The organism is Microbacterium sp. zg.Y909, from assembly GCF_024626565.1.
On the sequence record NZ_JANJFJ010000011.1, the window covers coordinates 19644 to 44116 of the forward strand.

Below are 24473 nucleotides of genomic sequence, written 5' to 3' on the forward strand. Positions count from 1 at the left end.
GGGGAAGTCTGGGCCACTGATCGAGGTCCTTTCCGCTCTCAGGGGGAGGGGCGACGTTGCGCCTCCGAGAGCAGAGTACCTATGGCGATAGGTAATGACAAGAGGTATGTCTGCGGGAGTGGACGCATGAAGGCGGGGCCCGGTCGTCATGACCGGGCCCCGCCTTGGTGCGCGTCGGCTCAGTGAGCCATCGCCGCCAGGGCCTGCGGATCGATCGTGGCGATCGAGCGCGTGTCCTGGAAGGCGCGGACGCCGTCGATCCCCTGCTCCCGGCCCATTCCCGACTGCTTCATGCCGCCGAAGGGCGCGCGCAGGTCGAGGCGCGTGGCGCCGTGGTCGTTGACCCAGACGTAGCCGCACTGCAGTGCGCTGCCCACGCGGTGGGCGGCCTCGGGGCTCGCGGTCCAGACCGACCCGCCCAAGCCCGCCCAGGTGTCGTTCGCCAGGCGCACGGCTTCGTCCTCGGTGTCGAACGGAATGAGCGGGATGACGGGGCCGAACTGCTCCTGGGTGACCACGCGCAGGTGCAGCGGCGGGTCGACGACCAGCGCGGGGCGCAGGAAGTTGCCGCCCGCCAGGTCTCCGCCGGGGAGGTCGCCGAACTCGCGCACGTCGGCGCCGGCATCCTTCGCCTCGGCGATGATCTCCTCGACGAACGCCTTCTGGGCCGGCTGGTGCAGCGGACCCATCGTGGTGCCGGCGTCGAGGCCATGGCCGAGCACGACCTTCTCGAGCCGGGCGGTGAGGCCGGCGACGACCTCGTCCAGCCGCGAGCGGTGCACGTACACCCGCTTGGCGTTCATGCAGATCTGCCCCGTCGTGTCGTACACGGCGGCGAAGAGCCGATCGAGGTGCACGTCGTCGATGACGGCGTCCTCCAGGAAGATGGCGGCGTCGTTGCCGCCGAGTTCGAGCATGACGCGGGTGAGGGTCTTCGACGCCATCTCCATCACGCGCTTTCCGCCCGCCACCGAGCCGGTGAAGGAGACTTTGGCCACATCGGTGTTCTGGATGAGGCCGGCGGCGTTGTCATTGTCGCCCGTCACGACGTTGAGCACGCCGGCGGGCAGCTTCTCGGCGAGTCGCTGGGTCACCCGCGTCGTCGCGAGCGGGGCCGAGGGCGGTGGCTTCACGATCACGGTGTTGCCGGCCAGCAGTGCGTGCGGCAAGGAGGCGCCGAGGATCGCGATGGGCCAGTTGAAGGGCACGATCACCGTGACGACGCCGAGAGACTGGTACGACACCTCGGTGGACACCGGGATGGCCCCGGGGATGACCGGCAGGGTCCTCGGCGTCTCGACCTCATCGGCGAGCATGAGGGCGAGGTTCCAGCGCAGCTCGAACACGAGGGCGTCGACCCACGCCTCGAAGCGCACCTTGCCGTTCTCCTGGGACAGGATGGCGGCGTCCTCGTCACGCTCGTCCGCGATGCCGACGATTGCTTCGGCCATGATGCGCGCGCGCTCCTTGGCGCCCAGCGCGTCCCAGGCGGGATGTGCGGTCTTGGCGGCCGCGACGGCATCTGCGACGTCGGCGGCCGAGGCGGACGCGGCCTCTCCCACGACGACGCCGGGCTTTGCCGGGTCGACGATCGTCAGGGTCTCGTCGGTGAAGCGCTCCCGACCCCCGATGTACAGGCCTGTTCGCGCTCCGGTCGTGATGGCATCTGCGGTCATGTCGACATTCACCTCTCTGTGTCGGCGCACGGTAGCGCCCCTGCCGATCGATCAGGTCGATTCTGCTGCCCCAGGCCGCGTCGATCAACGGCATGCGGCGAGCTCACGCGAGGTCGCGGCGCTCCAGGATACGACCGACCGAGGCTGCGCCCATCGCCAGCAGCGTGAGAACCGTCATCGAGAGAAATGCCGGCACGGCGGTGTCGGTGCCGGCGAGCCCGCCGAGGGGCGAGGCGAGCGCGCCGAAGGCGAACTGGCTGAACCCGATCAGCGCCGAGCCGGTGCCCGCCGTGCGCGCTGCGCGCCCGACAGCGATGGCGGAGGCGGCGGACATGACGGTGCCGCATCCGGCCGCGAAGACGCCCATGAGCGGCAGGTACGCGGCGAGGGTGAAGGTTCCCGAGATCGCCAGCACCCCGGATGCGCCCGCCGCGCCCACCTGCATCAGCTGGCCGATCAGCAGGGTGCGGCCGGTGCCGACGCGCGGGGCGACCCGGCCGCTGAGCCACGCGCCCGACATGATGCACAGCCCGGTGAACGAGAAGGTCAGCGAGTAGCCGAGCGGGGTCGCGCCGAAGATGTCCTGAACGATGAACGACGACGAGCTGATGTACACGATGAGGGTGCCGTACCCCAGCCCGAACGCGATCGCGAAGCCGACGAACGCGCCGTCGTGCAGCAGCCGCCCGACGTTGCCGCCGATCGCCGCGAGGGTGAACGGATGCCGACGCGGTGCGGGCAGGCTCTCGGGGATGACGACGGACGCCACGATCAGCATTGCGGTGGCCAGCACCGCGACGCCCACGAGCGCGGCGCGCCAGCCCCCGGTCTGGGCGAGCCAGCCGCCGAGCGGGGCGGCGATCGCCGGTCCCAGCGCGATCATGGCCCACAGCAGACTGAACGCGCGCACCGCTCGCTGCCGGTCGGCCAGGTCCGACACGATCGCCCGACCCAGCACCGCCCCCGCCGATCCCGCGAATCCCTGCACGGCTCGCACGGCGATGAGCGCTCCGAGCGTGGGGGCGGCTGCGGCGAGGTACGCGCAGACGGTGAACACTGCGAGTGCGGCGAGGAGGGTGCGCCGCCGCCCGAGGGCATCCGAGAACGCCCCGATCACCAGCTGTCCCGCGGCCGAGCCGACGAGGAACGCCGTCATCGTCAGCTGAACGGCGGATGCCTCGACGTCGAACGCCGCCGCGATCTGCGGGAACGCCGGCAGGTACACGTCCGTCGAGAGCGACCCCGCCATCGAGACGAAGCCCAGCGCGAGCATGAGGCCGGGGTCGATGCGCCCCGCGGTGCGCTGCACGGGGCGCGGAGGGCTCATGCGCGGGTCGCGATGTCGGGACGGAACCCCTTCTTGGCCAGCTGGATCTGCTCGTACACGTGGTGGCGCAGCTCGGTGAAGCGTGGCATCGATCGTGTCTCGAGCTGGTCGCGCACTTCTGGCAGGTCGACGATGAGGTCCTCCTGCACGATGGTCGGAGAGCTGGAGAGCATGATGACCCGCTCACCGAGGTACACCGACTCGTCGATGTCGTGCGTGACGAAGAGCACCGACAGCCCGAGGGTCTTGCGCACGCCCCGCACGAGGTCCTCCAGGTCTGCTCGGGTCTGCGCGTCGACGGCGGCGAACGGCTCGTCCATGAGCAGCACTTCGGGCTGGTAGGCGATGGCGCGGGCGATGGCCACCCGCTGCTGCATGCCGCCGGAGAGCTGCCACGGATACGACCGCGGGACGTGGTCCAGCCCAACATTCGCCAGTGCCTCGTCGACGAGTGCCCGGCGCTGCTCCTTGCCCATGCCGGCGTTCTTCAGCGGCAGTTCGACGTTCTCGGCCACGCGCAGCCAGGGGAAGAGGGAGCGCCCGTACTCCTGGAAGACGACGGCCATCTTCTTCGGCGGGGCGGTGACCTTCTTGCCGTCGAGCAGCACCTCCCCCGACGTCGGGGCGAGCAGTCCGGCGATGCACTTGAGCAGCGTCGTCTTTCCCGAGCCCGACGGGCCCACGAGGCACGTCAGCTCGTTCTTGCCGAGGTCGAAGGTGAGATCGCGGACGGCCTCGATGTCGCCGCCGTCGGTGGTGTACACCTTCTTCAGGTTGCGCACCGACAGCAGGGTGTCCGCCGCGGGCAGGGTGCGGCCGTACGAGACGGTGTTCAGTGGGGCGGCGGGATCAGCCAGCATTCTCGATGTCCTTCAGTCCGTAGTACCAGCGGAGGATGCGGCGTTCCACGAAGCGGAAGATCACCGCGACGAGGAAGCCCAGGATTCCCAGCAGCAGGATGCCCGACCACATCTCGGGGATCGCGAACGTGCGCTGGAAGCGGATGATGGCAGCTCCCAGACCGCCGGTGGGCGCGAACATCTCCGAGATCACCATGAGGATGAGTCCGATCGGCAGACTCTGGCGCACTCCGGCGAGGATCTGCGGTGCCGCCGAGGGGAGCACCTGGTAGCGCACCCGGTTGAACCCCGAGATGCCGTAGGAACGGCTGGTGTCGTTCTGCACGGGGTCGGCGGCGCGCACACCCTCCACCGTGTTCAGCAGCACCGGCCAGACCGCGCCGATCGCGATCACGACGATCTTCATGGCATCGTTCGGGCCGATGATCAGCAGCAGCGGCGGCACCAGCACGGGTGCGGGCAGCGCGCGGAAGAACTCGAACAGGGGTTCGGTCAGCGCCCGCAGGGTGCGGTTCAAGCCGATGACGATGCCCAGCAGCATGCCCGCGACGATGGCGACGGCCACCCCGGCGGCGAAACGGCCGACGCTCGGCACCACGTCGGCCCAGAAGCGCGGGCCGAACCACAGTGTGAAGAACTCGCCGATCAGCTCGGCCGGCTCGGGGACGAAGAAACTCGGCGAGACGATGGTGCTGATCCACCAGACGGTGACGAGGATCGCGGGCAGCCCCAGGGTGAAGGCGAGCCCGACGAGGATCTTTCTCATGCCGGCACCTCGCCTCGTACCGACGTGTGCCACGACAGCAGTCGGCGCTCGAGCGCTCGGGCCCCCAGATTGATCAGCACACCCAGCAGCCCGGTCGCGATCATCAGCGCGTACATCGTGTTGTAGTTGCCGGCGTTCTGGGCGAAGGCGATCTCGTTGCCCAGGCCGGGCGTGCCGATGACGAGCTGCGCCGTGACCGCCAGGATGAGCGCGATCGCGGATGCCAGGCGCACACCCGTCATGAGGTACGGGAGGGTCGTGGGGAACACGATCCCGGTGACCAGCTGCCAGCGTGAGAACCCATAGCTGCGACCCGTGCTCATGGCCACCTGATCGACGTCGGCGACGCCGTAGAGCACCTGGATGAAGATCTGCCAGAACGCCGCGTAGACCACGAGCAGCAGCGTCGCCTCGAAGCGGATGCCGAACAGCAGCACGGCAAGGGGGATGAGGGCCACCGAGGGGATCGGGCGCAGGAACTCCACCGTCGAGTTCGTCGCACGGCGCAGGAACGGCGACAACCCGATCACGACGCCCAGCACGCTCGCAAGCACCAGGGCGATGAGCAGGCCCACCCCCCACGCCAGCAGCGTGTCGCCGACGGCGACCCAGAAATCGGGGAAGGTGGCGACCTGGAACAGGTGCGGGATCACCACAGTCGGAGGCGGGAGATACCTCGCGTCGACGAGTCCCGTGCGCGAGGCGAGCTCCCAGATCGCCAAGAAGAGCACGATGCCGGCGATGCCGAGCAGCGCCTTGCGAGGGGAGAACCGGCGTCGGGCGCGCGCTTTCGCGATCGCGACGGTGCGGGTCACCGTCGCTTCGTCGGGTGCTGCGATGCTCATCGTCGATCTCCTCGTGGCCGGTTCAGTTGAGCGGGGTGCCGGAGCCGTAGCGGGCGCGCAGGTCGGCCTTGCGCACCTTTCCGCTCGCGGTGCGCGGCAGTTCGTCGGTGAAGACCACGTGCTGGGGGATCTTGTACTTGGCCAGTCGGCCGTTCAGGTGCTGCGCGATGGCGTCTGCGGGCAGGTGCGCGCCGCCCTTCAGGCTCACCACGGCCAGCGGCACCTCCCCCCATCTCTCATCGGCGACCCCGATGAGCGCGACGGACGAGATCTCGGGGATCTCCATGATGATGCTCTCCACCTCTGCGGAGTAGATGTTCTCCCCACCCGAGATGATCATGTCCTTGAGCCGGTCCGAGATCCGCAGATAGCCCTCGTCGTCCATGGTGCCGAGGTCGCCGGAGCGGAACCAGCCGCCGACGAAGGCGGCCGCGGTGGCCTCGGGGCGGCGCCAGTATTCGGTGATGACGTTCGGGCCGCTGACCCAGATCTCACCCACGGCGCCGACGGGGGCATCCGCGCCGTGCTCGTCGACGATCTTCACGTCGGTGAAGAAGTGGCGGATGCCGGCGGAGCCCATCTTCGCCTTCGACATCCGCGGCGGCATCGCCGTCGCACCAGGGGAGGTCTCGGTCATGCCGTAACCGCAGGAGAACGACAGGCCGCGCTGTTCGTACGCCTCGAGCATCCGCTCAGGCATGGTGGAGCCGCCACAGGTCAGGTGCTGCAGGCTGCTGATGTCGGTCGTGTCCCAGTCGGGGTGCTCCTGGAGCATCTGGAAGGTCGTGGGAACGCCCGCCAGCATCGTCACCCGCTCGGCTGCCACCGTTTTCAAGACGTGAGCCGGTTCGAATTTCTCGTGCAGGATCACGCGGCCGCCCTGCAGCAGCACGGGAAGCGCCCCCATGCTGAGGGAGGCGACGTGGAACAGCGGCGAGATCAGCAGCACGCGCTCGGCGGCGTGGACGCCGTAGTCGACGATCGCGTTGAAGCAGTTCCACGTGAGGTTGCCGTGGGTGAGCACGGCGCCCTTCGGGTGCCCGGTGGTGCCGGAGGTGTAGAGGATGAGGGCCGGGTCGTCGAGGGTGACGGGCACATCGAGCTCGACGTCCGCGCCCGAGGTGAGGACCTCGTCGTACGACTCGACGGCGGGATAGGAGTCGCCGGCGACGATGATGCGCCGGGTGACACCGGTGGACCAGGCGCCGGCGCGGGCGAGGTCGCGCAGGTCGGCGTGAAGGATCAGGGTGGTCGCGCCGGAGTCCTCGAGCGCGAACTCGATCTCCGGCGCGGCGAGACGGGAGTTGAGCGGCACGAAGATCGCGCCGAGCGTGGCGGTGGCGAACAGCGATTCCAGGAAGGACGGGTGGTTGTTGCCGAGGTAGGCGACGCGGTCCCCGGCCGATACGCCTCGGTCGGCGAGGGCCACGGCCAGGCGCCGGATGCGCTGGGCGAGAGCACGGTAGCCGAGCGACTCGTCGCGGAACGAGATCGCGACGTCGTCCATCGAACGCATGCTGCGGCGGGTGATCCACGTTCCGATGCCTTGATTGTGCACGACGGCCTCTTTCGAACGGCGGGTTCGGTGCCGTGCCGGCCCGCCGCCGGGAGGGCGGCGGGCCGACGCGGTCAGTTCAGCAGCAGGACCTGCTCGAGGTCCGGCTCCTGCTCGAGGAACTGGTACTTCAGGGCGAGCGCGCTGAGGTCCTCGATGATGCTCTCGTCGAGGTCGGCGGAGAGGTGCTCGAGGTTGATCTTCTCGACCACTGCGGGATCCATGCCGGTGAAGGTGGCGATCACGTCGCGGTAGGCGTCGGTGTCGGCCATCGCCGCGTCGAGCGATGCCGCGATGCCGGCACGGAACTTCTCGACGACGTCGGGGTTCTCCTCTGCGAATTTCGCAGAGGTGAACGTCACCATCGACGCCAATCCGGGGATGGCGTTGCCCATGGGCTCACCGAGCAGCATGAGGCCGTCGGTGGCGAGCGCGGCACCCACGAACGGCTCCGGCACCCACGAGGCGTCGATGTTGCCCTGTTCGAGCTGAGGCTGCTGGTCGGGGAAGGCGATCTCGGTGAACTCCACCGCGGTCGGGTCTCCGCCGTCCATGGCGACCGACTCCATGATGGCCAGGTCGCCCTGCGTGTTGAAGGCGTTGACGGCGACCTTCTTGCCCTCGAGGTCCTTCCAGGTCGTGATGCCGGAGTCCTCCTTCACGATCACGCCGGTGGGCAGCATGTCCGGCGGAACGTCGACGCTGGAGTACCCGGCGATGATGTTCATGTCCAGACCCTGGCTGGCGGCGACCAGCACGGACAGCGGGTTGCCCACGGCGAACTCGATGTCGCCGCTGGAGACGGCGGGCAGCAGTGCCGCGCCTCCCTGGCCGATCTGCACGGTGACGTCCAGGCCCTGCTCCTCGAACAGGCCGTCGTCGATGCCCATCTGCACGGCGGCGGCAGCCGCGATGGGGATGAGGCCGACGGTCACGGGGATGAGTTCGGCCGTGCCCTCGCTGTCGGCGCCGGGATCGGCGGCCTCGCCGTCGAGCGACCCGCCCCCGGAACAGGCGGTCAGCAGCAGGCCGGCGGTCGCCAGTACGGCGACGGCTGTGATTCGTAGATTGCGCATCTGGAGAAACTCCCTTGTGACTGACGGATGGTGCGGAACCGCCGCGGGCGGCGGGTACAGCGACACTGCTCGGTCATGCGGTGTTCGGTTGTGCGGTGTGCGGTGTTCTGTCCTGCGGTGTTCGGGGGTGCCTGTTCAGGCGGCGTACAGGCGCTGCAGGCTGCGGGCCACGACGGCGGGCTTGGCGCCGCCCTCGGTCTCGATCGTGATGTCGACGACCAGCTGGTAGCCGCCGCCGACTTCGGTGATCTCGGCGATCGTGCCCGTCAAGCGGATGCGGGAGCCGACCGGGACGGGGGAGACGAAGCGCACCTTGTCGAGGCCGTAATTGACCTTCGTGCCCGCCCCCTCGACCTCGAGCAGCTCGCTCCAGAGCGGAATCAGCAGCGACAGCGTGAGGAACCCGTGGGCGATCGGGGCGCCGAACGGGCCGTCCTTCGCGCGCTCGGGGTCGGTGTGGATCCACTGGTGGTCGCCGGTCGCGTCGGCGAACGTGTCGACGCGCTCCTGCGTGATGTCGAGCCAATCGGAGTATCCGAGGTCGGTGCCCACGAGCGAGGGCAGATCGGCGTAGGCGACGGTGGTGGTCATAGGGCGCTCCTGGGGTCGGTTCAGACGAATGCGGACAGGCCGGTGAGGCCACGGCCGACGATGAGGGAATTGATCTCGTGCGTGCCCTCGTACGAGTACACGGCTTCGGCATCGGCGAAGAATCTCGCGACGTCGTGCTCGACGAGGATGCCGTTGCCCCCGAGCACCTCGCGGCCGAGGGCGACCGTCTCACGCGCCAGGCGTGCGGTCTGAAGCTTCGCCAGCGCCGAGTTCACGTCGTCGTACGCCCCGGCGTCCTGGCGGGCCGACAGCTGTACGGCCATGCCGAGGGAGGCGACCGTGTTGCCGAGCATGCGGGCGAGCTTCTCCTGCACCAGCTGGAACCCGCCGATGGGTCGGCCGAACTGCTCGCGCTCGGTGACGTAGCGCACGGCCGCCTCCAGCGAACCGGACTGCAGCCCGGCGGCGATCCACGCGACGTCCGAGCGCATCGTGCGCAGGATCGCGGTGACGTCACGCCACGAATCGATCCCCTGCAGCCGGTCCTCCTCGCTCACGCGCACGCCGCCGAGGTCGATGACGCCGTTCTGCATCGGGCGGAGCGAGACTTTGCCGTCGATGTTGCGGATGCTCACCCCCGCGGCGGTGCGGGGCACGAGGAAGGCCTTGACGTCGTCGTCGGCCACGTCGCGGGCGAACACCGCCAGCACGTCCGCGGATGCCGCGCCGCCGATCCACCGCTTCGCGCCGTCGATGATCCAGGTGTCGCCGTCTCGGCGGGCGGTGGTGGCCAGCCCCCCGGCGATGTCGGATCCGTGGTCGGGTTCGGTCAGCGCGAAGACGCCTTTCAGGCGGAACGAGCGGATGGCGCCGTCCATGCGCGCCGACTGTTCGCGCGATCCGCCGAGGGCGACGGTGGCGCGGAAGAGGCCGGACTGGGCGTTGTAGAGCGTGGCGACGGAGACGTCCGCACGGGCGAGCACCAGGGTGCGGAACCCGGAGAACATCGACGATGTCGCCTCCCGCTCGTCCACCCCGGCGGGGTTCATGAGATCCAGCGGAATGAGCACGCCCAGCACGCCCTCGGGCATGGTCGCGGTCTCCCACGCGTCGCGCATGAGCGGCGTGACGTCACGGTCGAGCGCGGCCGCAAGCGTGGTCAGCACCGCACGGGCGGCAGAACTCAGGTGGGTCTCTGCGAACCCGTAGGGGTCGTAGCCGAGCGCGGTCGGGGCGATGGTCACGAGTCACCCCCGAGGCCCAGCAGCCGGACGGCGTTGTCCTTCATGATCTCGGGCAGCGCCTCTGGCTTGAACGCGGCGTGCGCGAGGTCGCGGATCCACCGGTCGGGGGTGATCATCGGAAAGTCCGATCCGAACAGCACGCGGTGCTTGAGCACCGAGTTCGCGTAGCGGACGAGCTCGGCGGGAAAGTACTTGGGGCTCCAGCCCGACAGGTCGATCCAGGTGTTGTGCTTGTGGGTCGCCACCGACAGTGCTTCGTCCTGCCACGGCACGGAGGGGTGGGCCATGATGATCTGCAGATCGGGGTGCTCGGCGGCCACGACGTCGAGGAGCATCGGGTTCGACAGCCCCAGCCGGAACCCCCGCCCGCCCGGCATCCCCGCGCCGATCCCGGTCTGCCCGGTGTGGAACAGCGCCACGACGCCGGCATTCTGCAGCACCTCGTAGAGCGGGAAGTGCACGGGATCCGACGGGTCGAACCCCTGCACGGTGGGGTGGAACTTGAACCCGCGCACGCCGTGGTCTTCGATCAGCCGACGGGCCTGGGCGATGGCGGCATCCCCCTTGCGGGGGTCGACGGAGCCGAACGGGATGAGCACGTCGTTGTTGCGGGCCGCGCCCTCGGCGATCTCGGCACTGGAGATCGCGGGGTGGCCGAGGTTGGTCTCGGAATCCACGGTGAACACCACCGCGGCCATCCGGCGTTCGCGGTAGTAGGCCGCGATCGCGTCGAGGTCGGGGCTCGGTCCGTCGGTGGCGAAGTACTTCGCCGCAGCCTCGGTGAGGTCCTCCGGCAGCGACGAGTGTCCGTGCGCGTCGATCTCGACGTGCACGTGGACATCGATCGCAGTGATCGCATCGATGTCGATCGCGGGACTGTACCGGGTCATCATCGCTCCGTTGCGAGGGTGTGCCGGCCCCGAAGGGACGGGGTCAGGCGGTGGGTGCGGGCTGCTGGAGCTCTTCCGGCAGGGGTGGGAACTGTTCGCCCACGCCCTGCAGATTGCCGGCGAGCAGCACCTCGCCCGACTCGACGAGCGCATCGAACGTCCAGCCGCCCTCCCGGTACGCCGTCACGACGGGCTCGGGGTGCGACCACACCTGCAGGCGATCGCCGCCGACGCCGATGGCCTGGCCGGTGATGCCCGCTGCGGCATCCGATGCCAGATAGGCGATGAGTCCGGCGACGTCGTCTGCTGTGCCGAAGCCGAGGTCGTGGCGGAAGAACGGCGGCATCTGCTCGCCGGCGGCGTCGGCGGATACGGCGGCGGCGAAGTACGGCACCGTGGCGGTCATCGCGGTGGCGGCGACCGGGATGACGGTGTTCGCGGTGATCCCGGCCTTCTTCAACTCGAGCGCCCAGGTGCGCACCATGCCGGCGATCCCCGCCTTGGCGGCGGCGTAGTTGGTCTGCCCGAAGTTGCCTCGCTGGCCGGTGGGGGAGCCGATGCAGATGACGCGCCCCGGGACGGAGTTGGCGCGCATGTAGGTCACCGCTTCGCGCACGCAGGTGAAGGTGCCGCGCAGATGCACGTCGATCACGACGTCGAAGTCGTCATCGCTCATCTTCCACAGCACGGTGTCTCGCAGCACCCCGGCATTCGTCACGACGATGTCCAGCCCCCCGTACGTGTCGACGGCCGCCTTCACGAGCTGCTGCGCCGTCTGGGTGGGGCCGACCGCGGCCACCACGGCGGTCGCCCGGCCCCCGGCGTCGACGATGGATGCCACGGCCCGGGCCGCGACGTCCTCCGCCACGTCGTTCACCACGACCGCGGCGCCCTGACGGGCCAGCTCCTGTGCGTAAGCCAGGCCCAGCCCGCGGCCCGATCCGGTGACGATGGCGACTTTGCCTTCGAGTGACATTGAAGCTCCTTCGGTTGCGTCACATGAAACTCCACATCATTGAAAGTGTCAATGATTTGAGAGGTCCAGCATCGGCCGGATAGGATTCAGGCATGGCCTCCCCCTCTCCGTCGCCCGAGCACGGGCGGCCGCCGACCGGTATCGAGCGCCTCTGGGGAACCTCCGTCGGTGGGGATATGGCGTTTCTGCTCGCGCGCGCCAACGCCCGCTCGGTGGCTGGAGCCAACCGTGCGCTGGCCGGATACGAGCTGAAGGTGCGGTCCTATTCGGTGCTCTCGCTCGTCGCCGACGGGGCGCGGCCGACCCAGCGGGAGCTGTCGGAGTTCCTGCGGCTGGACCCCAGCCAGATCGTCGCCCTCGTGGACGACCTCGAATCGCGTGCGCTCGCCCGCCGGGAGTCCGACCCCAACGATCGCCGGGCCAACGTCGTGGTGGCGACGGCCGCGGGTCGTGAGACGCACCGCCTTGCCCGCGCCGCCGTGCAGGCCGCCGAGGCCGAGAGCTTCGGTGCTCTCGACCCTGACGAGCGCGAACAGCTCACCGCGCTGCTGCGCGGCATCGCCGAGGACCCCGTCGCGGTCGACGCGGGCTGAGGTCGCCGCCTCAGCGATCGAGCACGAAGCGCTCTCGCCCGGCGAAGACGCCGATGATGCACTGGCCGGCGAGCACCGCCAGCAGCAGCGCGAGGGAGGCGAACCAGGCACCCGTGAGGTCGTGGAGCCAGCCGAACACGACGGGTCCGGTCGCGGCGATCAGGTAGCCCACCGACTGCGCCATGCCCGACAGCGCCGCCGCAGTGTCGTGGTCGCGGGCGCGCTGGGCCATGAGCGTCATGGTCATGCCCAGCGAGGCCCCCGACGACAGACCGAGACACGGCGCCCACAGTGCCACGAGGCCCGGCGCGACAATGAGCCCGAGGATGCCGGCGATCGCGAGGGTCGGGATCAGCGCCGGGACGCGTGCGCGGAAGCCGCTGCGGCGCAGCAGCAGCGGGAGGATGAGCGACCCGGCGATCGAGAACAGCTGGTAGAGCATCACATCGAACCCGGCGACGATCGGTGAGCGCCCGGTCGACACCGACAGCGGGGCGAGCCACGTGACCAGCATGTAGAACACCGACGCCTGCGTCCCCATGTACCCGGCGACGAGCCACGCTGTGCGGTCGGTCCAGATGCCCGTCGGCGGCCGCCTGCCGCCGCCACCCCGGGTGTGCGCGGGGGCGGTGACGCCCGCCGGGCCGCGCGCCGCCCATGCCCACGCGGCGATCGCGAAGGGGAGCAGGGCGCCGCCGGTGACCAGCAGCGAGAACCGCCATCCGGCGGGGTCCTGCGGCCACGGCCACTGCGAGATCGGCACGGCGGCTCCCGACGCGACCGCGCCGAACCCCCCGAGCAGAGCCGAGTACACCGCCGTCATCGCCGCGATGCGCTGCGGGAACTCCCGCTTGACGATGGCGGGCATGAGCACGTTCACGATCGCCAGGGCGATGCCGATGAGGGCGGCGCCGATCCACAGGCTCGCCGTCGGTCCCGGGAGGGAGCGGACGATCGTGCCCACGGCCAGCAGCACGAGCGAGACGAGCATGACGCGGGACATTCCGAACCGGTGCGACAGGTCGTGCGCGAGCGGGGAGAACAGCGCCCAGGTGACCAGCGGCACCGAGGCGAGGAGCCCCAGCGTGCCGGGCGCGAGGCCCGTGCCGTCGCCGATCTGCGCGAGCAGGGGACCGACGGCGGTGATCGTCGGGCGCATGTTCGCCGCGATCAGGAAGAACGCCGTGACCAGGCCGATCGACGCGTCGCGTCGTGTCGGCGAGCGATCGGGTCCCATGGACACGGGACTATACCGGGGCGACGGCGGAGGGTCGGACGCCCGGGGTCAGCGGTCCAACGGCCAGCCGGTGTAAGCCTCGGCGAGGTAGGCGCGCCCGCCGTCGGACTCGACCACGCTGCGCAGCTCGCCGATCTGGCGCCGTCGGTCGAAATCGGCGGCATCGGGGGGCACGTGCAGCATGTTCGTCATCCACCACGAGAAGTGCTGCGCCTTCCAGATGCGCCGCAGCGCCCGCTCGGCGTACGTGTCGATCAGTCCCGCGTCCGCTTCGACCAGCAGGGCGCGGAGCGCCTCGGCGAGCAGCACGACGTCGGCCACGGCGAGGTTCATCCCCTTGGCCCCGGTCGGCGGCACGGTGTGCGCCGCGTCGCCGACGAGCGCCGCCCGGCCGCGCCGCAGTTCGCGCGCGACGAAGCTGCGGAACCGCAGCACGTCACGCTGGAAGATCGGACCCTGTTCGAGCGTCGTTCCGGGTACGCGCTCCTGCAGCATCCCCCAGATCTGGTCCTGCGAGGGCGCGTCGGGGTCGGCGTCGGGGTCGCACTGGAAGTACATGCGCTGCACCGTGGGGCTGCGCTGGCTGATGAGGGCGAAGCCGTGGTCGGAGTTCGAGTAGATCAGCTCCGCGGAGCTCGGCGGCGCTTCGCACAGGATGCCGAACCACGCGAAGGGGTATTCGCGGAAGTACCCGCTCGCTGCAGCACCCGTGACCGCGGTGCGCACGACGCTGCGGGAGCCGTCGGCGCCGACCACGAAGTCCGCGTCGATCTCGGTCACGCCGCCGGCGGCATCCGTCGCCACCACTCGCGGCCGATCGGTGTCGATGCCCGCGACGTGCGAGGCGGTCACCCCGAACCGCAGATCCTGCCCCGCCGCCAATCGCAGCGCGAGCAGATCCTTCAGCGCCTCGTGCTGCGGGTACAGCCACACCCCCCTCCCCACGAGCGCCGCAAAATCGATGCGATGTCCCTCGCCCTCGAACCACAGCTCGATGCCGTCGTGGCGTCGCCCGACGGTGTCAACGCGTGTGCCGGGATCGATGCGGCGCAGCAGCTCCACCGTGCCCTGCTCCAGGATGCCGGCACGCACCGTGGTCTCGATGTCTTCGCGGGAGCGCTGGTCGATGACGACGGAATCGATGCCCGCCTCGGCGAGCAGGTGCGAAAGCACGAGCCCGGCGGGACCTGCCCCGACGATGGCGACGCGGGTACGCGTGACGGTGGTGGTCATGACGGCTCCTTCGGCGGATGACAGAGCCCATCGTGGGCCCGGGCGCGGATCCGCACCGGCACAGTCCCGTTCAACGGGAGACGGTCGCGCTACCGCCGGTACCCGAGGGAGCGCTCGATGTCGCGTGCCGCGCGCTGCAGCTCGACGACGGCGAACTCCGACTCCGCCCCGCGCGGTACGACCACCGACAGTGCCGCGACGACGTGGCCGGTCTCGTCCAGGAGCGGCACGGCGATGCCGGTGGAGACGTCCTCGATGTACCCCGGCGCGATCGCGTGGCCCAGCGTGCGCACCTCGGCGAGCTTGCGGCGCACGGCTGCCGGGTCCACCAGCGTCTCGCGGGTCAGCGCGAGCAGGGGGCCGGCGAGCACCCGCTCCTGCAACGCCGCGCCGCCGAACGCGAGCAGCACGAGCCCCGAGCTGGATGCGTGAAGGGGAAGCCGCCCCGCCACCCGTGTGATGTTCGCCCCGGACTCGGCGCCGCTGAGGCGCTCCAAAAACAGCGCCTCGTCCTGCTCGAGGATGGCCAGCTGGGTGTGCTCTCGCACACGCGACTGCACGCGTTCCATGAAGGGCAGCGCCGCTTGGCGCAGCCGCAGCGCCGATGAGGACCGCGTGGCCAGCTCCCACAGGCGCATCCCGACGCGCACGCGGCGGTTCTCGTCACGCTCGAGCAGTCCGGCTGCGGCCAGCTCTCCCACCACGCGGTGCGCCGTCGAGCTCGGCAGTCCCGCGCGGCGACCGATCTCCGCCGTCGTCTGCACGGTGCGGGTGGGGGTGAACGTCTCGAGGATGCGCACGAGCCGATCGATGCTCGATTCACCGGACGGGGAGTTCGCCATGGCCCGAGTGTGGCACATGCGCAGAGAGGGGCTCTCGTTCAATGGGAGATGAATTCCGGTGTCGGCCGACGCGCGCGACGATGGGACGAGCTGACTTCACGGCGTCGAAGGAGACCCATGACCGAGACCACAGCCGCCGCGCCCGAGACGCTGCTCGCCTCGCCCGACCAGGTGACGCAGGACGAGATCACCCATGAGATCCGCGATCGGCACGGCGAATACGCGGCGCGTGAGGCGGCGGGCGAGGCCCTGCCGGCCACGATGCGCGACTTCCCGCCGTACCGTTCCACCATCCTGCGCCACCCGACGAAGAACCCGAAGCTCGTCGATCCCGAGACGATCGAGCTGGTCTCACCCGCGTTCGGGCAACGTGATGTCGCGGCGATCGAGTCCGACCTCACGCTGCAGCACACCGGTGAGCCGCTCGGTGAGCGGATGACGGTGCGAGGCACCCTGCGCGACTCCTGGGGCCGCCCGCTGCGCAACCAGCTCATCGAGATCTGGCAGGCCAATTCCGCCGGCCGCTACATCCACCAGCGCGACCAGCACCCGGCGCCGCTGGACCCGAACTTCACCGGTGCGGGCCGTGCGATCACGAACGACGCCGGCGAGTACCTGTTCACCACGATCAAGCCTGGTCCGTACCCGTGGAAGAACCACGTCAACGCGTGGCGTCCGGCCCACATCCATTTCTCGGTCTTCGGATCCTCGTTCACGCACCGTCTCGTGACGCAGATGTACTTCCCCGGAGACCCGCTGTTCGCCCTGGACCCGATCTACAACACGATCTGGCGTCAGAGCGACCGCGATCGCCTGGTCGGCGTCTACGACCACGACCTGACATCACCCGAGTGGTCAACCGGCTACCGCTTCGACATCGTCGTCGACGGTCCGGATGCCACGTGGTTCGAGCCGGAGGAGCACGACGCATGACCGTCCCCGAGCGCACCCACGTCCCCAGCCCCGGCCAGACCGTTGGTCCCTTCTTCGCCTACGGCGTCGAGTACGCCAAGATGCACGAGGTCGCCTTCCCGCACTCGCCGGGGGCGATCCTGCTCGCCGGCACGGTGTTCGACGGGGACGGCAACCCGATCCCCGACTCGTTCGTCGAGATCTGGGGCGCCGACGAGGACGGCACCATCCCGACCGCACGCGGCGCGTTCCGCCGCGACGACCACACGTTCACCGGTTTCGGGCGCACCTTCACCGACGACGAGGGCCACTACGAGTTCTGGACGCGCAACCCGGGCGCCGCAGCGGGCAAGGCGCCCTTCATCGCCGCGATCGTCTACGCCCGGGGCCTGCCCGACAAGCTGCACACGCGTATCTACCTGCCGGACGACCAGGCGGCGCTGGATGCCGACCCGCTGCTGCGCTCGCTCGCACCCGACGAGCGCGCTACGCTCATCGCGTCGCGCACCCCCGACGGCAACCTCCACCACGACATCCGGCTGCAGGGGGAGAAGGAGACCGTCTTCCTTGTCTTCTGACGCACCCGTCCCGTTCGATGTCGGGCTGCTCTCGCCCGTGACGGCCGGGTACGACCAGGACACCTCCGATGCCGCGGTGCTCGTGGCCCTGGTGGCGGCCGAGGTCGCACTCGCGCGCGCCTGGGCGCGGGTCGGCGCCGCGCCCGGCGTGCTGGCAGAGGCCATCGCCGACGCGCTCGGGGCGCAGCCGTCCCCTGACGAGCCCGGCCTGCCAGAGACCTCGTGGCTCTCCGCCGCCGACCTCGCCGTCGCTGCCCGCGCCGGCGGCAATCCCGTGATCCCGCTCGTCGGGGCGCTGAAGCAGCGCGTCCCCGCCGAGGCCGCCGAGTGGGTGCACCGCGGCGCGACGAGCCAGGACATCGTCGATTCCGCGCTCATGCTCACCGCCCGGCGTGCCGGCGGTCAGATCGTGGCCGACCTCGAGGCCATCGAGTCGCAGCTCGCGGCGCGCGCCGCCGCGCACCGCGGCGACGTGGCCGTCGCGCGCACCCTCGGGCAGCACGCCGTGCCGACGACGATCGGGTTGCGCCTTGCGACATGGCTGGGTGGCATCACCCGCGCCCGGTCACGGCTCGCCGGCGTGCTCGGTGAGCTCCCCGCACAGCTGGGGGGCGCCGGCGGCACGCTCGCCTCGTTCGTCGAGGTCGGCGGTGTCGCCGCGGCGAGCGGGCTCCCCGGCGCGTTCGCGGCGGAACTCGGCCTCGCCGCGCCCGACGCCCCCTGGCACACCACCCGGTGGCCGGTCACCGAACTCGGCGATGCGCTCACGCAGGCCACCGATGCGCTGGGCGTGATCGCGGGCGACGTCGTGACCCTCAGCCGAACGGAGATCGGCGAACTCGCCGAAGGGTCGGGCGGCGGATCCAGCGCCATGCCGCACAAGCGCAACCCGGCCGCCGCCGTGCTGGTGCGCTCGGCGGCGCTGCGGGCACCGCACCTGTCCGCCACGCTCCACACCGCCGCCGCGCTCGCGGTCGATGAGCGCCCCGACGGCGCGTGGCATGCCGAGTGGCCGGCGCTGCGCGAACTGCTGCGGCTCGGTCGCGGTGCGGCCGCGACCACGGCCGGCCTCGTCGCGGGTCTGCGAATCGCCCCGTCGGCCGCCGCGCGCAACCTCACGATGACCGAGGGGCTCATCCTCGCTGAGCGGGTCGCCCTGGTGCTGACGCCGCTGCTCGGGACCGACGCCACGGCCGATCTTCTCGCCCGTGCCGGCGCCGGCGAGCCGCTCGCCGACCTCGTGACGGCCGCCGCCGGTGCCGCGGGGGCCGACCTCGACGTCGCCCAGCTGCTCGACCCGGCAGGCTACCTGGGCCTCGCCGATTCGCTCGTCGACGCCGCCGTTTCCCGTGCCGCGTCCCCCGAGGAGCCGTCGTGACCCGCCCTGTCGTCGCCCTGTCCACCCCCGTCGGGCCCGAGGCTGCGCCGCTGCTGGTGCTGGGGCCGTCGCTGGGGACCACCGGCATCCTCTGGGAGAAGGTCATCCCGGCCCTGGCGGAGGGGCATCGGGTGCTCATGTGGGATCTGCCGGGGCACGGTCGGTCGGCACCGGCATCCGCCGCGTTCACCGTCGCCGACCTCGCCGACGCGGTCGTCGCGGCCGTGCGCGAGGTCTCCACCGCCCCGTTCCTCTACGCCGGAGTCTCGCTGGGCGGTGCGACCGGGCTGGAGCTGCTGCTTCGGCATGCGGATGCCGTGCGCGCGGCGGCCATCATCGCCTCGGGTGCTCAGCTCGGCGATGCGGACGGGTGGCACGCCCGCGCCGCCAAGGTGCGTACCGAGAGCACGTCGAGCATCATCATCGCGTCGGCGCAGCGCTGGTTCGCCCCCGACTCGGTCGCGCGGGAGCCCGAGCTGTCTGGCCGACTGCTGCACGCCCTGCAGAACACCGACGACGAGTCGTACGCCCGCTGTTGCGAGGCGCTGGCCGCATACGACGTGCGCGCCGAGCTCGGCCGGATCGAGACGCCGGTGCTGGCGGTGTGGGGCGAATTCGACGCCGTCGCACCCGAGGCCAAGGCCCGCGAGATCGCCGACGGGGTGCCGCAGGGCCGCATCGTGCGCATCGCGGATGCCGCGCATCTGCCGCCCGCCGAGCAGCCGGAAGACATGGCGCGGGTGCTCGTGGAGTTCTTCGACAGCAAGGGGACGCGATGACCAGACCGCGGGGTGAGGGACTGAGCGACCAGGAGCGCTACGACAACGGCATGACGGTGCGCCGCGCCGTGCTGTCGGATGAGCACGTCGACCGGGCGAGCGCCGCGACGACCGAGCTGACCGCCGACTGGCAGGATTTCATCACCCGCGTCGCCTGGGGGGACGTCTGGTCGCGGCCGGGCCTCGACCGCCGCTCCCGCTCGATCGCCGTGCTGTCCTCGCTCATCGCGCACGGCCATCAGGAGGAACTCGCGATGCACCTGCGCGCCGCGGTGCGCAACGGGCTCACGATCGACGAGATCCGAGAGGTGATCCTGCAGTCGGCGGTCTACTCCGGGGTCCCCGCCGCCAACACCGCATTCCGCATCGCGTCGGAAGTCTTCGCCGAGGACCGGCCGTGATCGACAAGACCGTGCCCGACGTCGTCGCCGCCGTCGCCGGCATCCCCGACGGGGCGACGGTCATGATCGGCGGGTTCGGTCGGGCCGGTCAGCCGGTGGAGCTCATCGACGCGCTCATCGCGCAGGGCGCCACGGACCTCACGATCGTCAACAACAACGCCGGCAACGGTGACACCGGCCTCGCGGCGCTGCTGGCGACGGGGCGGGTGCGCCGCATCGTGTGCTCGTTCCCCCGGCAGCACGACTCCTGGGTCTTCGACGAGCTGCACCGCGCCGGCCGGATCGAACTCGAACTCGTGCCCCAGGGCAATCTCGCCGAGCGCATCCGGGCCGCGGGCGCCGGCGTCGGCGCGTTCTTCACCCCGACAGGCGTGGGCACGCAACTCGCCGAGGGCAAGGAGCAGCGCGAGATCGACGGGCGGCAGTACGTGCTGGAGTATCCGATCCGCGCGGACTTCGCGCTCATCTCCGCGCTGCAGGGCGACCGCTGGGGGAACCTCGTGTACCGCGAGACGGCACGCAACTTCGGGCCCATCATGGCCACAGCCGCGACGACCACGATCGCGCAGGTGGATGAGGTGGTGCCGCTGGGCGACATCGATCCGGAGCGGGTCGTCACCCCCGGCATCTTCGTCGACCGCGTCGTCGCGGTCGGCTGGCGGCCGTGGCTGCGCGAGGGTGCGTTCGTGGGCGGGGTCGACGTCGAGGGCCGTCCGCGGGCCGACGAGGCGGAGGGTCGGCGATGACCGGCCTCACGAGGGACGCCCTTGCGGCACGGATCGCGGCCGACATCCCCGAGGGGGCGTACGTCAACCTCGGGATCGGCGCTCCGACGCTCGTGGCGAACTACCTGTCGCCCGACCAGGAGATCATCCTGCACACCGAGAACGGGCTGCTGGGCATGGGCGGGGCGCCCGAGTCCGACCTCATCGACCCCGACCTGATCAACGCGGGCAAGCAGCCGGTGACCGCGCTTGCCGGTGCCGCCTACTTCCACCACGCGGACTCGTTCGCGATGATGCGCGGGGGTCACCTCGACGTCTGTGTGCTGGGGGCGTTCCAGGTGTCGCAGTCGGGGGACCTCGCCAACTGGTCCACCGGCGCACCGGGCGCGATCCCCGCCGTCGGCGGAGCCATGGACCTCGCGATCGGGGCGAAGAGCGTCTACGTCATGACCGATCTGCTCACCAAGCAGGGCGAGCCCAAGCTCGTGTCGTCCTGCACGTACCCGCTCACCGGGGTCGCATGCGTCACGCGGGTGTACACCGATCACGCCGTCTTCGACGTCACCGACGCAGGCTTCGCCGTGCGGGAGCTGTTCGGCGACACCACTGTGGCCTGGCTCGCTGCGGTCACCGGGCTGGCAATGGCCGATGGCCGGGGGGAAGGACGCTCATGAGCGCTGCATTCATCTACGACGCCGTGCGCACGCCCTTCGGCCGCGCCGGGGGCGCGCTGGCCGGGGTACGGCCCGACGACCTGGCCGCGGTCGTCATGCGAGCGACCGTGCAGCGCACCGGGCTGGACCCCGCCCGCATCGCGGACGTCATCTTCGGCGACGCGAACCAGGCGGGCGAGGACAACCGCAACGTCGCGCGGTTCGCGGCGCTGCTGGCGGGCTTTCCCACCTCTGTCACCGGGGTGACCGTCAACCGGCTGTGCGCGTCGTCGGTCGAAGCGGTCATCCAGGGCGCGCGGGCGATCGAGACGGGAGACGCCGACGTCGTGCTCGCCGGCGGCGTCGAGTCGATGAGCCGCGCCCCGTTCGTCGTGGAGAAATCCCCCAAGCCGTGGCCGGCGGTGGGCAACCAGACGATGTGGAACACCTCGATCGGGTGGCGCATGGTCAACCGGGCGCTGCCGACGCCGTGGACGATCAGCAACGGCGAATCGGCGGAGAAGATCGCCCGCGAATGGGGGATCTCCCGCGACGCGCAGGATGCCTTCGCCGCGCGGTCGCATCATCTGGCCGCCCAGGCCTGGGAGGCAGGTGTCTACGATCCGGAGATCGTGCAGGTGGCCGGAGCAGAACTCGCGCGCGACGAGGGGATCCGCTCGGACACCTCCGCGGACAAGCTCGCTGGGCTCACCCCCCTGTTCGCCGCCGACGGCACCGTGACGGCGGGCAACTCGTCGTCGATCAACGACGGCGCCTCAGCGGTGCTGCTCGCCGCCGAGGGTGCGGTGCAGGGCGAGCCGCTCGCGCGCATCGCCGCGCGGGCCGCGCACGGCGTCGATCCCGATGACTTCCCCATCGCACCCATCGAGGCGGCGAACAAGGCGCTCGCGAAGGCCGGCAAGACCTGGGCGGACGTCGATGTCGTCGAGCTCAACGAGGCCTTCGCGTCGCAGTCGCTCGCGTGCCTGGCCGGCTGGCCCGACCTCGACCCCGCAAAGCTCAACATCCACGGCGGGGCCCTCGCGATCGGTCATCCGCTCGGCGCCTCGGGCGGTCGCATCATCGGTCACGCCGCGCACGAGCTGAAGCGGCGCGGCGGGGGCGTGGCGGTCGCCGCGATCTGCATCGGCGTCGGCCAGGGGCTCGCCGTGGTGCTCGAACGCTGACGTCTGCGCTCAGCGCACGCCCTTCATGAGCGCCAGCACCGGCTTCACGAAGATCAGCAGCAGCACGCCGACACCGATCGCGATGAACCCGAGGACCGAGAAATACGGCACCTCGTTGTCGGGATCGTAGTACTCCGCCAGCAGCCCCGAGATGGCCGTGCCCAGCGCCACCGACAGGAAGAACAGGGCGACCATCTGGGTGTGGAAGCGCGCCGGGGCGAGCTTGGTCGTCACCGACAGACCCACCGGCGACAGCAGCAGCTCGGCGACGGTGAACACCAGCAGGATGCCGATCATCGCCAACAGCGGTGTGGAGCCGGCGCCGCCCCCGGCGAACGGGAGGAACAGCAGGAACGCCGCGCCCATGATGATGACGCCCAGACCGAACTTCACCGGGGTCGAGGGCTGCCGCGTGCCGAGCTTCGTCCACAGCCACGCGAAGACACCCGAGAGCACGATGATGAAGATCGGGTTGATCGACTGCACCCACGGCACCGGCATCTCCCAGCCGAAGAGGTCGCGGTTGAGCTTCACGTCGGCGTAGATCGTCACGACGGTGAACTGCTGCTGGTACAGCGACCAGAACGCCACCGACGTGATGAACAGCGGCACGAACGCGAACACCCGGCTGCGCTCGACGGCGTCGATGCTGCGGCTCGAGAGGATCACGACGAAGTAGGCGATCGTGGCGCCGACCGTGGTGATGATGACGATGAGAGACAGGTTCTCGGGGCGGATCACCCCGACGAGCACCAGCACGACGATGAGCACCACCGCCGCCGCGGCGATGCCGCCGACCAGCGCGTAGCGGTTGCGGGGGAGCGGGTTGGCGACGTGGCGTGCCGCCTCGGGGAGCGACCGGCGCCCGAAAGAGTACTGCAGCAGCCCCAGCGCCATTCCGACGGCAGCCAGCCCGAAGCCCCAATGGAACCCCAGCGAGGCCTGCAGCAGACCCGTCAGCAGCGGGCCGGCCAGCGCGCCGAGGTTGATGCCGAGGTAGAACAGCGAGAACCCGGCATCCCGTCGGGGGTCGTCCCGCCGGTACAACGTTCCCACCACGCTCGTGGCGTTGGCCTTGAGGCCGCCCGATCCCAGCGCGATGAGGATGAGTCCGACGCCGACCCCGAGGAATCCGGGGATGAGGGCGAGGGCGACGTGACCGGCGACGATGACGATCGCACTGTAGAAGAGCACCCGCTCGGAGCCGAGGATGCGGTCGGCGATCCACGCCCCGAGGATGGTCGAGAGGTAGACCGAGCCGCCGTATGCGCCCACGATGCCGGCAGCCACGGCGCGGTCGAGCCCCAGCCCGCCGTCGGTGGCGGAGTAGTACAGGTAGATGAGCAGGATGCCCTGCATGCCGTAGAAGCTGAACCGCTCCCACATCTCCACGCCGAAGATGTGCGCCAGCGCCCGGGGCTGCCCGAAAAAGCGGGTGTCGCGGTCGCCGGCGTCTTCCGCGGCGGTCTCGATGGGGCCCGTGGGAGGTCCGACGGGGACCTGGGCCGGCTCGTTCGCGCTCATTGGCCCAGGGTAGACCTCACTGCGGCAGAGAGGGATGGGGTTCGCGTGCAGGGCGCTGCGGGATGAACAGAGCGAGCACCAGGGCCACCACCGCGGCGGCGCCGCCCAGCAAGAACGCCACGTCGAACGCCGCCGCCGTCGGCACCTGCACGCCGCCCTGCGTGACCGACAGGCTCGCCAGCACCGCGGCGATCACGGCAGCAGCCGTGCTGGTGCCGAGCGAGCGGAACAGTGCGTTCAGGCCGTTGGAGGCGCCCGTCTCGCTCTGCGGCACGCTGCGCATGATGAGCATCGGCATGCTGGCGTAGCCGAAGCCGATCCCGACGCCCACCAGCAGATTGGCCACCAGGATGTGCCACACCTCGGAGGAGAACAGCAGCGTGAACCCGTACGCGACGATGAGGGCGATCGCCCCGAGGATCAGCAGCAGCCGAGGGCCGACGGTGCGCGCCACCCGCCCCGAGTAGGGCGACAGCACCATCATCACCAGGCCCGCCGGCGCGATGACGAGGCTGGCGGCGAGCAGTGACAGTCCGAAACCCGCAGGGGCCGGCAGCTCCAGCAGCTGCGGGTAGGCCACGTTCGAGGCGAAGAGCGAGAACCCCATCGCGAGAGAGGCGATGTTGGTGAGCAGCACCGGACGGCGGGCAGCCACCCGCAGGTC

25 protein-coding genes are annotated in these 24473 nt (G+C 70.4%); 9 read left to right on the top strand and 16 right to left on the bottom strand.

Annotated elements, in window-relative coordinates; all coding sequences use genetic code 11:
* Positions 1-179: 179 nt before the first annotated feature.
* The 11 genes from NQ160_RS02210 to NQ160_RS02260 form a co-directional block, all read right to left on the bottom strand.
* A complete protein-coding gene (locus NQ160_RS02210; RefSeq protein ID WP_257513605.1) occupies positions 180-1676 on the bottom strand; it encodes an aldehyde dehydrogenase family protein in 1497 nt (498 codons plus the stop codon).
* A gap of 103 nt (positions 1677-1779) precedes the next feature.
* Positions 1780-3003 carry a multidrug effflux MFS transporter gene (locus NQ160_RS02215; protein WP_257513606.1) on the bottom strand — a complete coding sequence of 408 codons (1224 nt, stop codon included), beginning with the start codon at positions 3001-3003 and terminating at the stop codon, positions 1780-1782.
* Entirely contained in the window at positions 3000-3863 is an 864-nt protein-coding gene (locus tag NQ160_RS02220; RefSeq protein ID WP_257513607.1) for an ABC transporter ATP-binding protein, read from the bottom strand. Before NQ160_RS02220 ends, NQ160_RS02215 begins: the two co-directional genes overlap by 4 nt.
* Positions 3853-4629 carry an ABC transporter permease gene (locus NQ160_RS02225; RefSeq protein WP_257513608.1) on the bottom strand — a complete coding sequence of 259 codons (777 nt, stop codon included), beginning with the start codon at positions 4627-4629 and terminating at the stop codon, positions 3853-3855. The genes NQ160_RS02220 and NQ160_RS02225 overlap by 11 nt, the downstream gene beginning before the upstream one ends.
* Positions 4626-5474: an ABC transporter permease gene (locus NQ160_RS02230; RefSeq protein WP_257513609.1), complete on the bottom strand. Its 849-nt coding sequence runs from the start codon at positions 5472-5474 to the stop codon at positions 4626-4628. Before NQ160_RS02230 ends, NQ160_RS02225 begins: the two co-directional genes overlap by 4 nt.
* A 22-nt stretch (positions 5475-5496) precedes the next feature.
* Complete coding sequence (locus tag NQ160_RS02235) at positions 5497-7032, bottom strand: acyl-CoA synthetase (RefSeq protein ID WP_257513610.1); 1536 nt, start codon at positions 7030-7032, stop codon at positions 5497-5499.
* A gap of 71 nt (positions 7033-7103) precedes the next feature.
* Positions 7104-8105 (bottom strand): ABC transporter substrate-binding protein, encoded by a 1002-nt coding sequence (locus tag NQ160_RS02240; protein WP_257513611.1) that lies wholly within the window; start codon positions 8103-8105, stop codon positions 7104-7106.
* Between the two features lie 135 nt (positions 8106-8240).
* Complete coding sequence (locus NQ160_RS02245; protein WP_257513612.1) at positions 8241-8696, bottom strand: MaoC family dehydratase; 456 nt, start codon at positions 8694-8696, stop codon at positions 8241-8243.
* A 20-nt stretch (positions 8697-8716) separates the two neighbouring features.
* The gene (locus NQ160_RS02250) at positions 8717-9901 is read right to left on the bottom strand and encodes an acyl-CoA dehydrogenase family protein (protein ID WP_257513613.1); all 1185 of its coding nucleotides are present in this window, start codon (positions 9899-9901) and stop codon (positions 8717-8719) included.
* Positions 9898-10791: an amidohydrolase family protein gene (locus NQ160_RS02255; RefSeq protein ID WP_257513614.1), complete on the bottom strand. Its 894-nt coding sequence runs from the start codon at positions 10789-10791 to the stop codon at positions 9898-9900. The genes NQ160_RS02250 and NQ160_RS02255 overlap by 4 nt, the downstream gene beginning before the upstream one ends.
* Before the next feature lie 43 nt (positions 10792-10834).
* Positions 10835-11767, bottom strand: a complete 933-nt coding sequence (locus tag NQ160_RS02260) for an SDR family oxidoreductase (RefSeq protein ID WP_257513615.1) — start codon at positions 11765-11767, stop codon at positions 10835-10837.
* Positions 11768-11859: 92 nt separating this feature from the next.
* Between NQ160_RS02260 and NQ160_RS02265 the strand changes: the two genes are divergently transcribed.
* Positions 11860-12360, top strand: a complete 501-nt coding sequence (locus NQ160_RS02265) for a MarR family winged helix-turn-helix transcriptional regulator (RefSeq protein ID WP_257513616.1) — start codon at positions 11860-11862, stop codon at positions 12358-12360.
* 10 nt (positions 12361-12370) lie between these two features.
* Here NQ160_RS02265 and NQ160_RS02270 read toward each other — a convergent pair whose 3' ends face one another.
* From NQ160_RS02270 to NQ160_RS02280, 3 genes are all read right to left on the bottom strand, one after another.
* Positions 12371-13597 carry an MFS transporter gene (locus tag NQ160_RS02270; RefSeq protein ID WP_257513617.1) on the bottom strand — a complete coding sequence of 409 codons (1227 nt, stop codon included), beginning with the start codon at positions 13595-13597 and terminating at the stop codon, positions 12371-12373.
* Positions 13598-13645: 48 nt separating this feature from the next.
* Positions 13646-14830, bottom strand: a complete 1185-nt coding sequence (locus NQ160_RS02275) for a 4-hydroxybenzoate 3-monooxygenase (RefSeq protein WP_257513618.1) — start codon at positions 14828-14830, stop codon at positions 13646-13648.
* 89 nt (positions 14831-14919) lie between these two features.
* The gene (locus tag NQ160_RS02280; RefSeq protein ID WP_257513619.1) at positions 14920-15672 is read right to left on the bottom strand and encodes an IclR family transcriptional regulator; all 753 of its coding nucleotides are present in this window, start codon (positions 15670-15672) and stop codon (positions 14920-14922) included.
* A gap of 117 nt (positions 15673-15789) precedes the next feature.
* Between NQ160_RS02280 and pcaH the strand changes: the two genes are divergently transcribed.
* From pcaH to NQ160_RS02320, 8 genes are read left to right on the top strand one after another with little or no spacing between them, the layout of a single operon-like run.
* Positions 15790-16605 (top strand): protocatechuate 3,4-dioxygenase subunit beta, encoded by an 816-nt coding sequence (gene pcaH / locus NQ160_RS02285; protein WP_257513620.1) that lies wholly within the window; start codon positions 15790-15792, stop codon positions 16603-16605.
* Complete coding sequence (pcaG, locus tag NQ160_RS02290) at positions 16602-17162, top strand: protocatechuate 3,4-dioxygenase subunit alpha (RefSeq protein ID WP_257513621.1); 561 nt, start codon at positions 16602-16604, stop codon at positions 17160-17162. The genes pcaH and pcaG overlap by 4 nt, the downstream gene beginning before the upstream one ends.
* Positions 17152-18540 carry a lyase family protein gene (locus NQ160_RS02295; RefSeq protein WP_257513622.1) on the top strand — a complete coding sequence of 463 codons (1389 nt, stop codon included), beginning with the start codon at positions 17152-17154 and terminating at the stop codon, positions 18538-18540. The genes pcaG and NQ160_RS02295 overlap by 11 nt, the downstream gene beginning before the upstream one ends.
* Positions 18537-19319: an alpha/beta hydrolase gene (locus tag NQ160_RS02300; protein ID WP_257513623.1), complete on the top strand. Its 783-nt coding sequence runs from the start codon at positions 18537-18539 to the stop codon at positions 19317-19319. Before NQ160_RS02295 ends, NQ160_RS02300 begins: the two co-directional genes overlap by 4 nt.
* Positions 19316-19720, top strand: a complete 405-nt coding sequence (gene pcaC / locus NQ160_RS02305; protein ID WP_257513624.1) for a 4-carboxymuconolactone decarboxylase — start codon at positions 19316-19318, stop codon at positions 19718-19720. Before NQ160_RS02300 ends, pcaC begins: the two co-directional genes overlap by 4 nt.
* Positions 19717-20466, top strand: coding sequence for a 3-oxoacid CoA-transferase subunit A (locus NQ160_RS02310; protein WP_257513625.1), 750 nt, complete (start codon positions 19717-19719; stop codon positions 20464-20466). Before pcaC ends, NQ160_RS02310 begins: the two co-directional genes overlap by 4 nt.
* Positions 20463-21119, top strand: coding sequence for a 3-oxoacid CoA-transferase subunit B (locus NQ160_RS02315; RefSeq protein ID WP_257513626.1), 657 nt, complete (start codon positions 20463-20465; stop codon positions 21117-21119). The genes NQ160_RS02310 and NQ160_RS02315 overlap by 4 nt, the downstream gene beginning before the upstream one ends.
* On the top strand, positions 21116-22285 hold the full coding sequence (locus tag NQ160_RS02320) for a thiolase family protein (RefSeq protein WP_257513627.1): 1170 nt from the start codon (positions 21116-21118) through the stop codon (positions 22283-22285). Before NQ160_RS02315 ends, NQ160_RS02320 begins: the two co-directional genes overlap by 4 nt.
* Before the next feature lie 9 nt (positions 22286-22294).
* On the opposite strand, the gene NQ160_RS02325 is transcribed toward NQ160_RS02320, so the two are convergent.
* The gene (locus tag NQ160_RS02325) at positions 22295-23809 is read right to left on the bottom strand and encodes a peptide MFS transporter (RefSeq protein WP_257513628.1); all 1515 of its coding nucleotides are present in this window, start codon (positions 23807-23809) and stop codon (positions 22295-22297) included.
* A 16-nt stretch (positions 23810-23825) separates the two neighbouring features.
* The coding region (locus NQ160_RS02330) for an MFS transporter (RefSeq protein WP_257513629.1) at positions 23826-24473 on the bottom strand (648 nt) is incomplete at its 5' end.

Excerpts from the sequence above, each read along its gene's own strand:
- NQ160_RS02210 (WP_257513605.1), bottom strand. The coding sequence starts at position 1,676 with ATGACCGCAGATGCCATCACGACCGGAGCGCGAACAGGCCTGTACATC.
- NQ160_RS02215 (WP_257513606.1), bottom strand. The coding sequence starts at position 3,003 with ATGAGCCCTCCGCGCCCCGTGCAGCGCACCGCGGGGCGCATCGACCCC.
- NQ160_RS02220 (WP_257513607.1), bottom strand. The coding sequence starts at position 3,863 with ATGCTGGCTGATCCCGCCGCCCCACTGAACACCGTCTCGTACGGCCGC.
- NQ160_RS02225 (WP_257513608.1), bottom strand. The coding sequence starts at position 4,629 with ATGAGAAAGATCCTCGTCGGGCTCGCCTTCACCCTGGGGCTGCCCGCG.
- NQ160_RS02230 (WP_257513609.1), bottom strand. The coding sequence starts at position 5,474 with ATGAGCATCGCAGCACCCGACGAAGCGACGGTGACCCGCACCGTCGCG.
- NQ160_RS02240 (WP_257513611.1), bottom strand. The coding sequence starts at position 8,105 with ATGCGCAATCTACGAATCACAGCCGTCGCCGTACTGGCGACCGCCGGC.
- NQ160_RS02245 (WP_257513612.1), bottom strand. The coding sequence starts at position 8,696 with ATGACCACCACCGTCGCCTACGCCGATCTGCCCTCGCTCGTGGGCACC.
- NQ160_RS02255 (WP_257513614.1), bottom strand. The coding sequence starts at position 10,791 with ATGACCCGGTACAGTCCCGCGATCGACATCGATGCGATCACTGCGATC.
- NQ160_RS02260 (WP_257513615.1), bottom strand. The coding sequence starts at position 11,767 with ATGTCACTCGAAGGCAAAGTCGCCATCGTCACCGGATCGGGCCGCGGG.
- NQ160_RS02265 (WP_257513616.1), top strand. The coding sequence starts at position 11,860 with ATGGCCTCCCCCTCTCCGTCGCCCGAGCACGGGCGGCCGCCGACCGGT.
- NQ160_RS02270 (WP_257513617.1), bottom strand. The coding sequence starts at position 13,597 with ATGGGACCCGATCGCTCGCCGACACGACGCGACGCGTCGATCGGCCTG.
- NQ160_RS02275 (WP_257513618.1), bottom strand. The coding sequence starts at position 14,830 with ATGACCACCACCGTCACGCGTACCCGCGTCGCCATCGTCGGGGCAGGT.
- NQ160_RS02280 (WP_257513619.1), bottom strand. The coding sequence starts at position 15,672 with ATGGCGAACTCCCCGTCCGGTGAATCGAGCATCGATCGGCTCGTGCGC.
- pcaH (WP_257513620.1), top strand. The coding sequence starts at position 15,790 with ATGACCGAGACCACAGCCGCCGCGCCCGAGACGCTGCTCGCCTCGCCC.
- pcaG (WP_257513621.1), top strand. The coding sequence starts at position 16,602 with ATGACCGTCCCCGAGCGCACCCACGTCCCCAGCCCCGGCCAGACCGTT.
- pcaC (WP_257513624.1), top strand. The coding sequence starts at position 19,316 with ATGACCAGACCGCGGGGTGAGGGACTGAGCGACCAGGAGCGCTACGAC.
- NQ160_RS02315 (WP_257513626.1), top strand. The coding sequence starts at position 20,463 with ATGACCGGCCTCACGAGGGACGCCCTTGCGGCACGGATCGCGGCCGAC.
- NQ160_RS02320 (WP_257513627.1), top strand. The coding sequence starts at position 21,116 with ATGAGCGCTGCATTCATCTACGACGCCGTGCGCACGCCCTTCGGCCGC.
- NQ160_RS02325 (WP_257513628.1), bottom strand. The coding sequence starts at position 23,809 with ATGAGCGCGAACGAGCCGGCCCAGGTCCCCGTCGGACCTCCCACGGGC.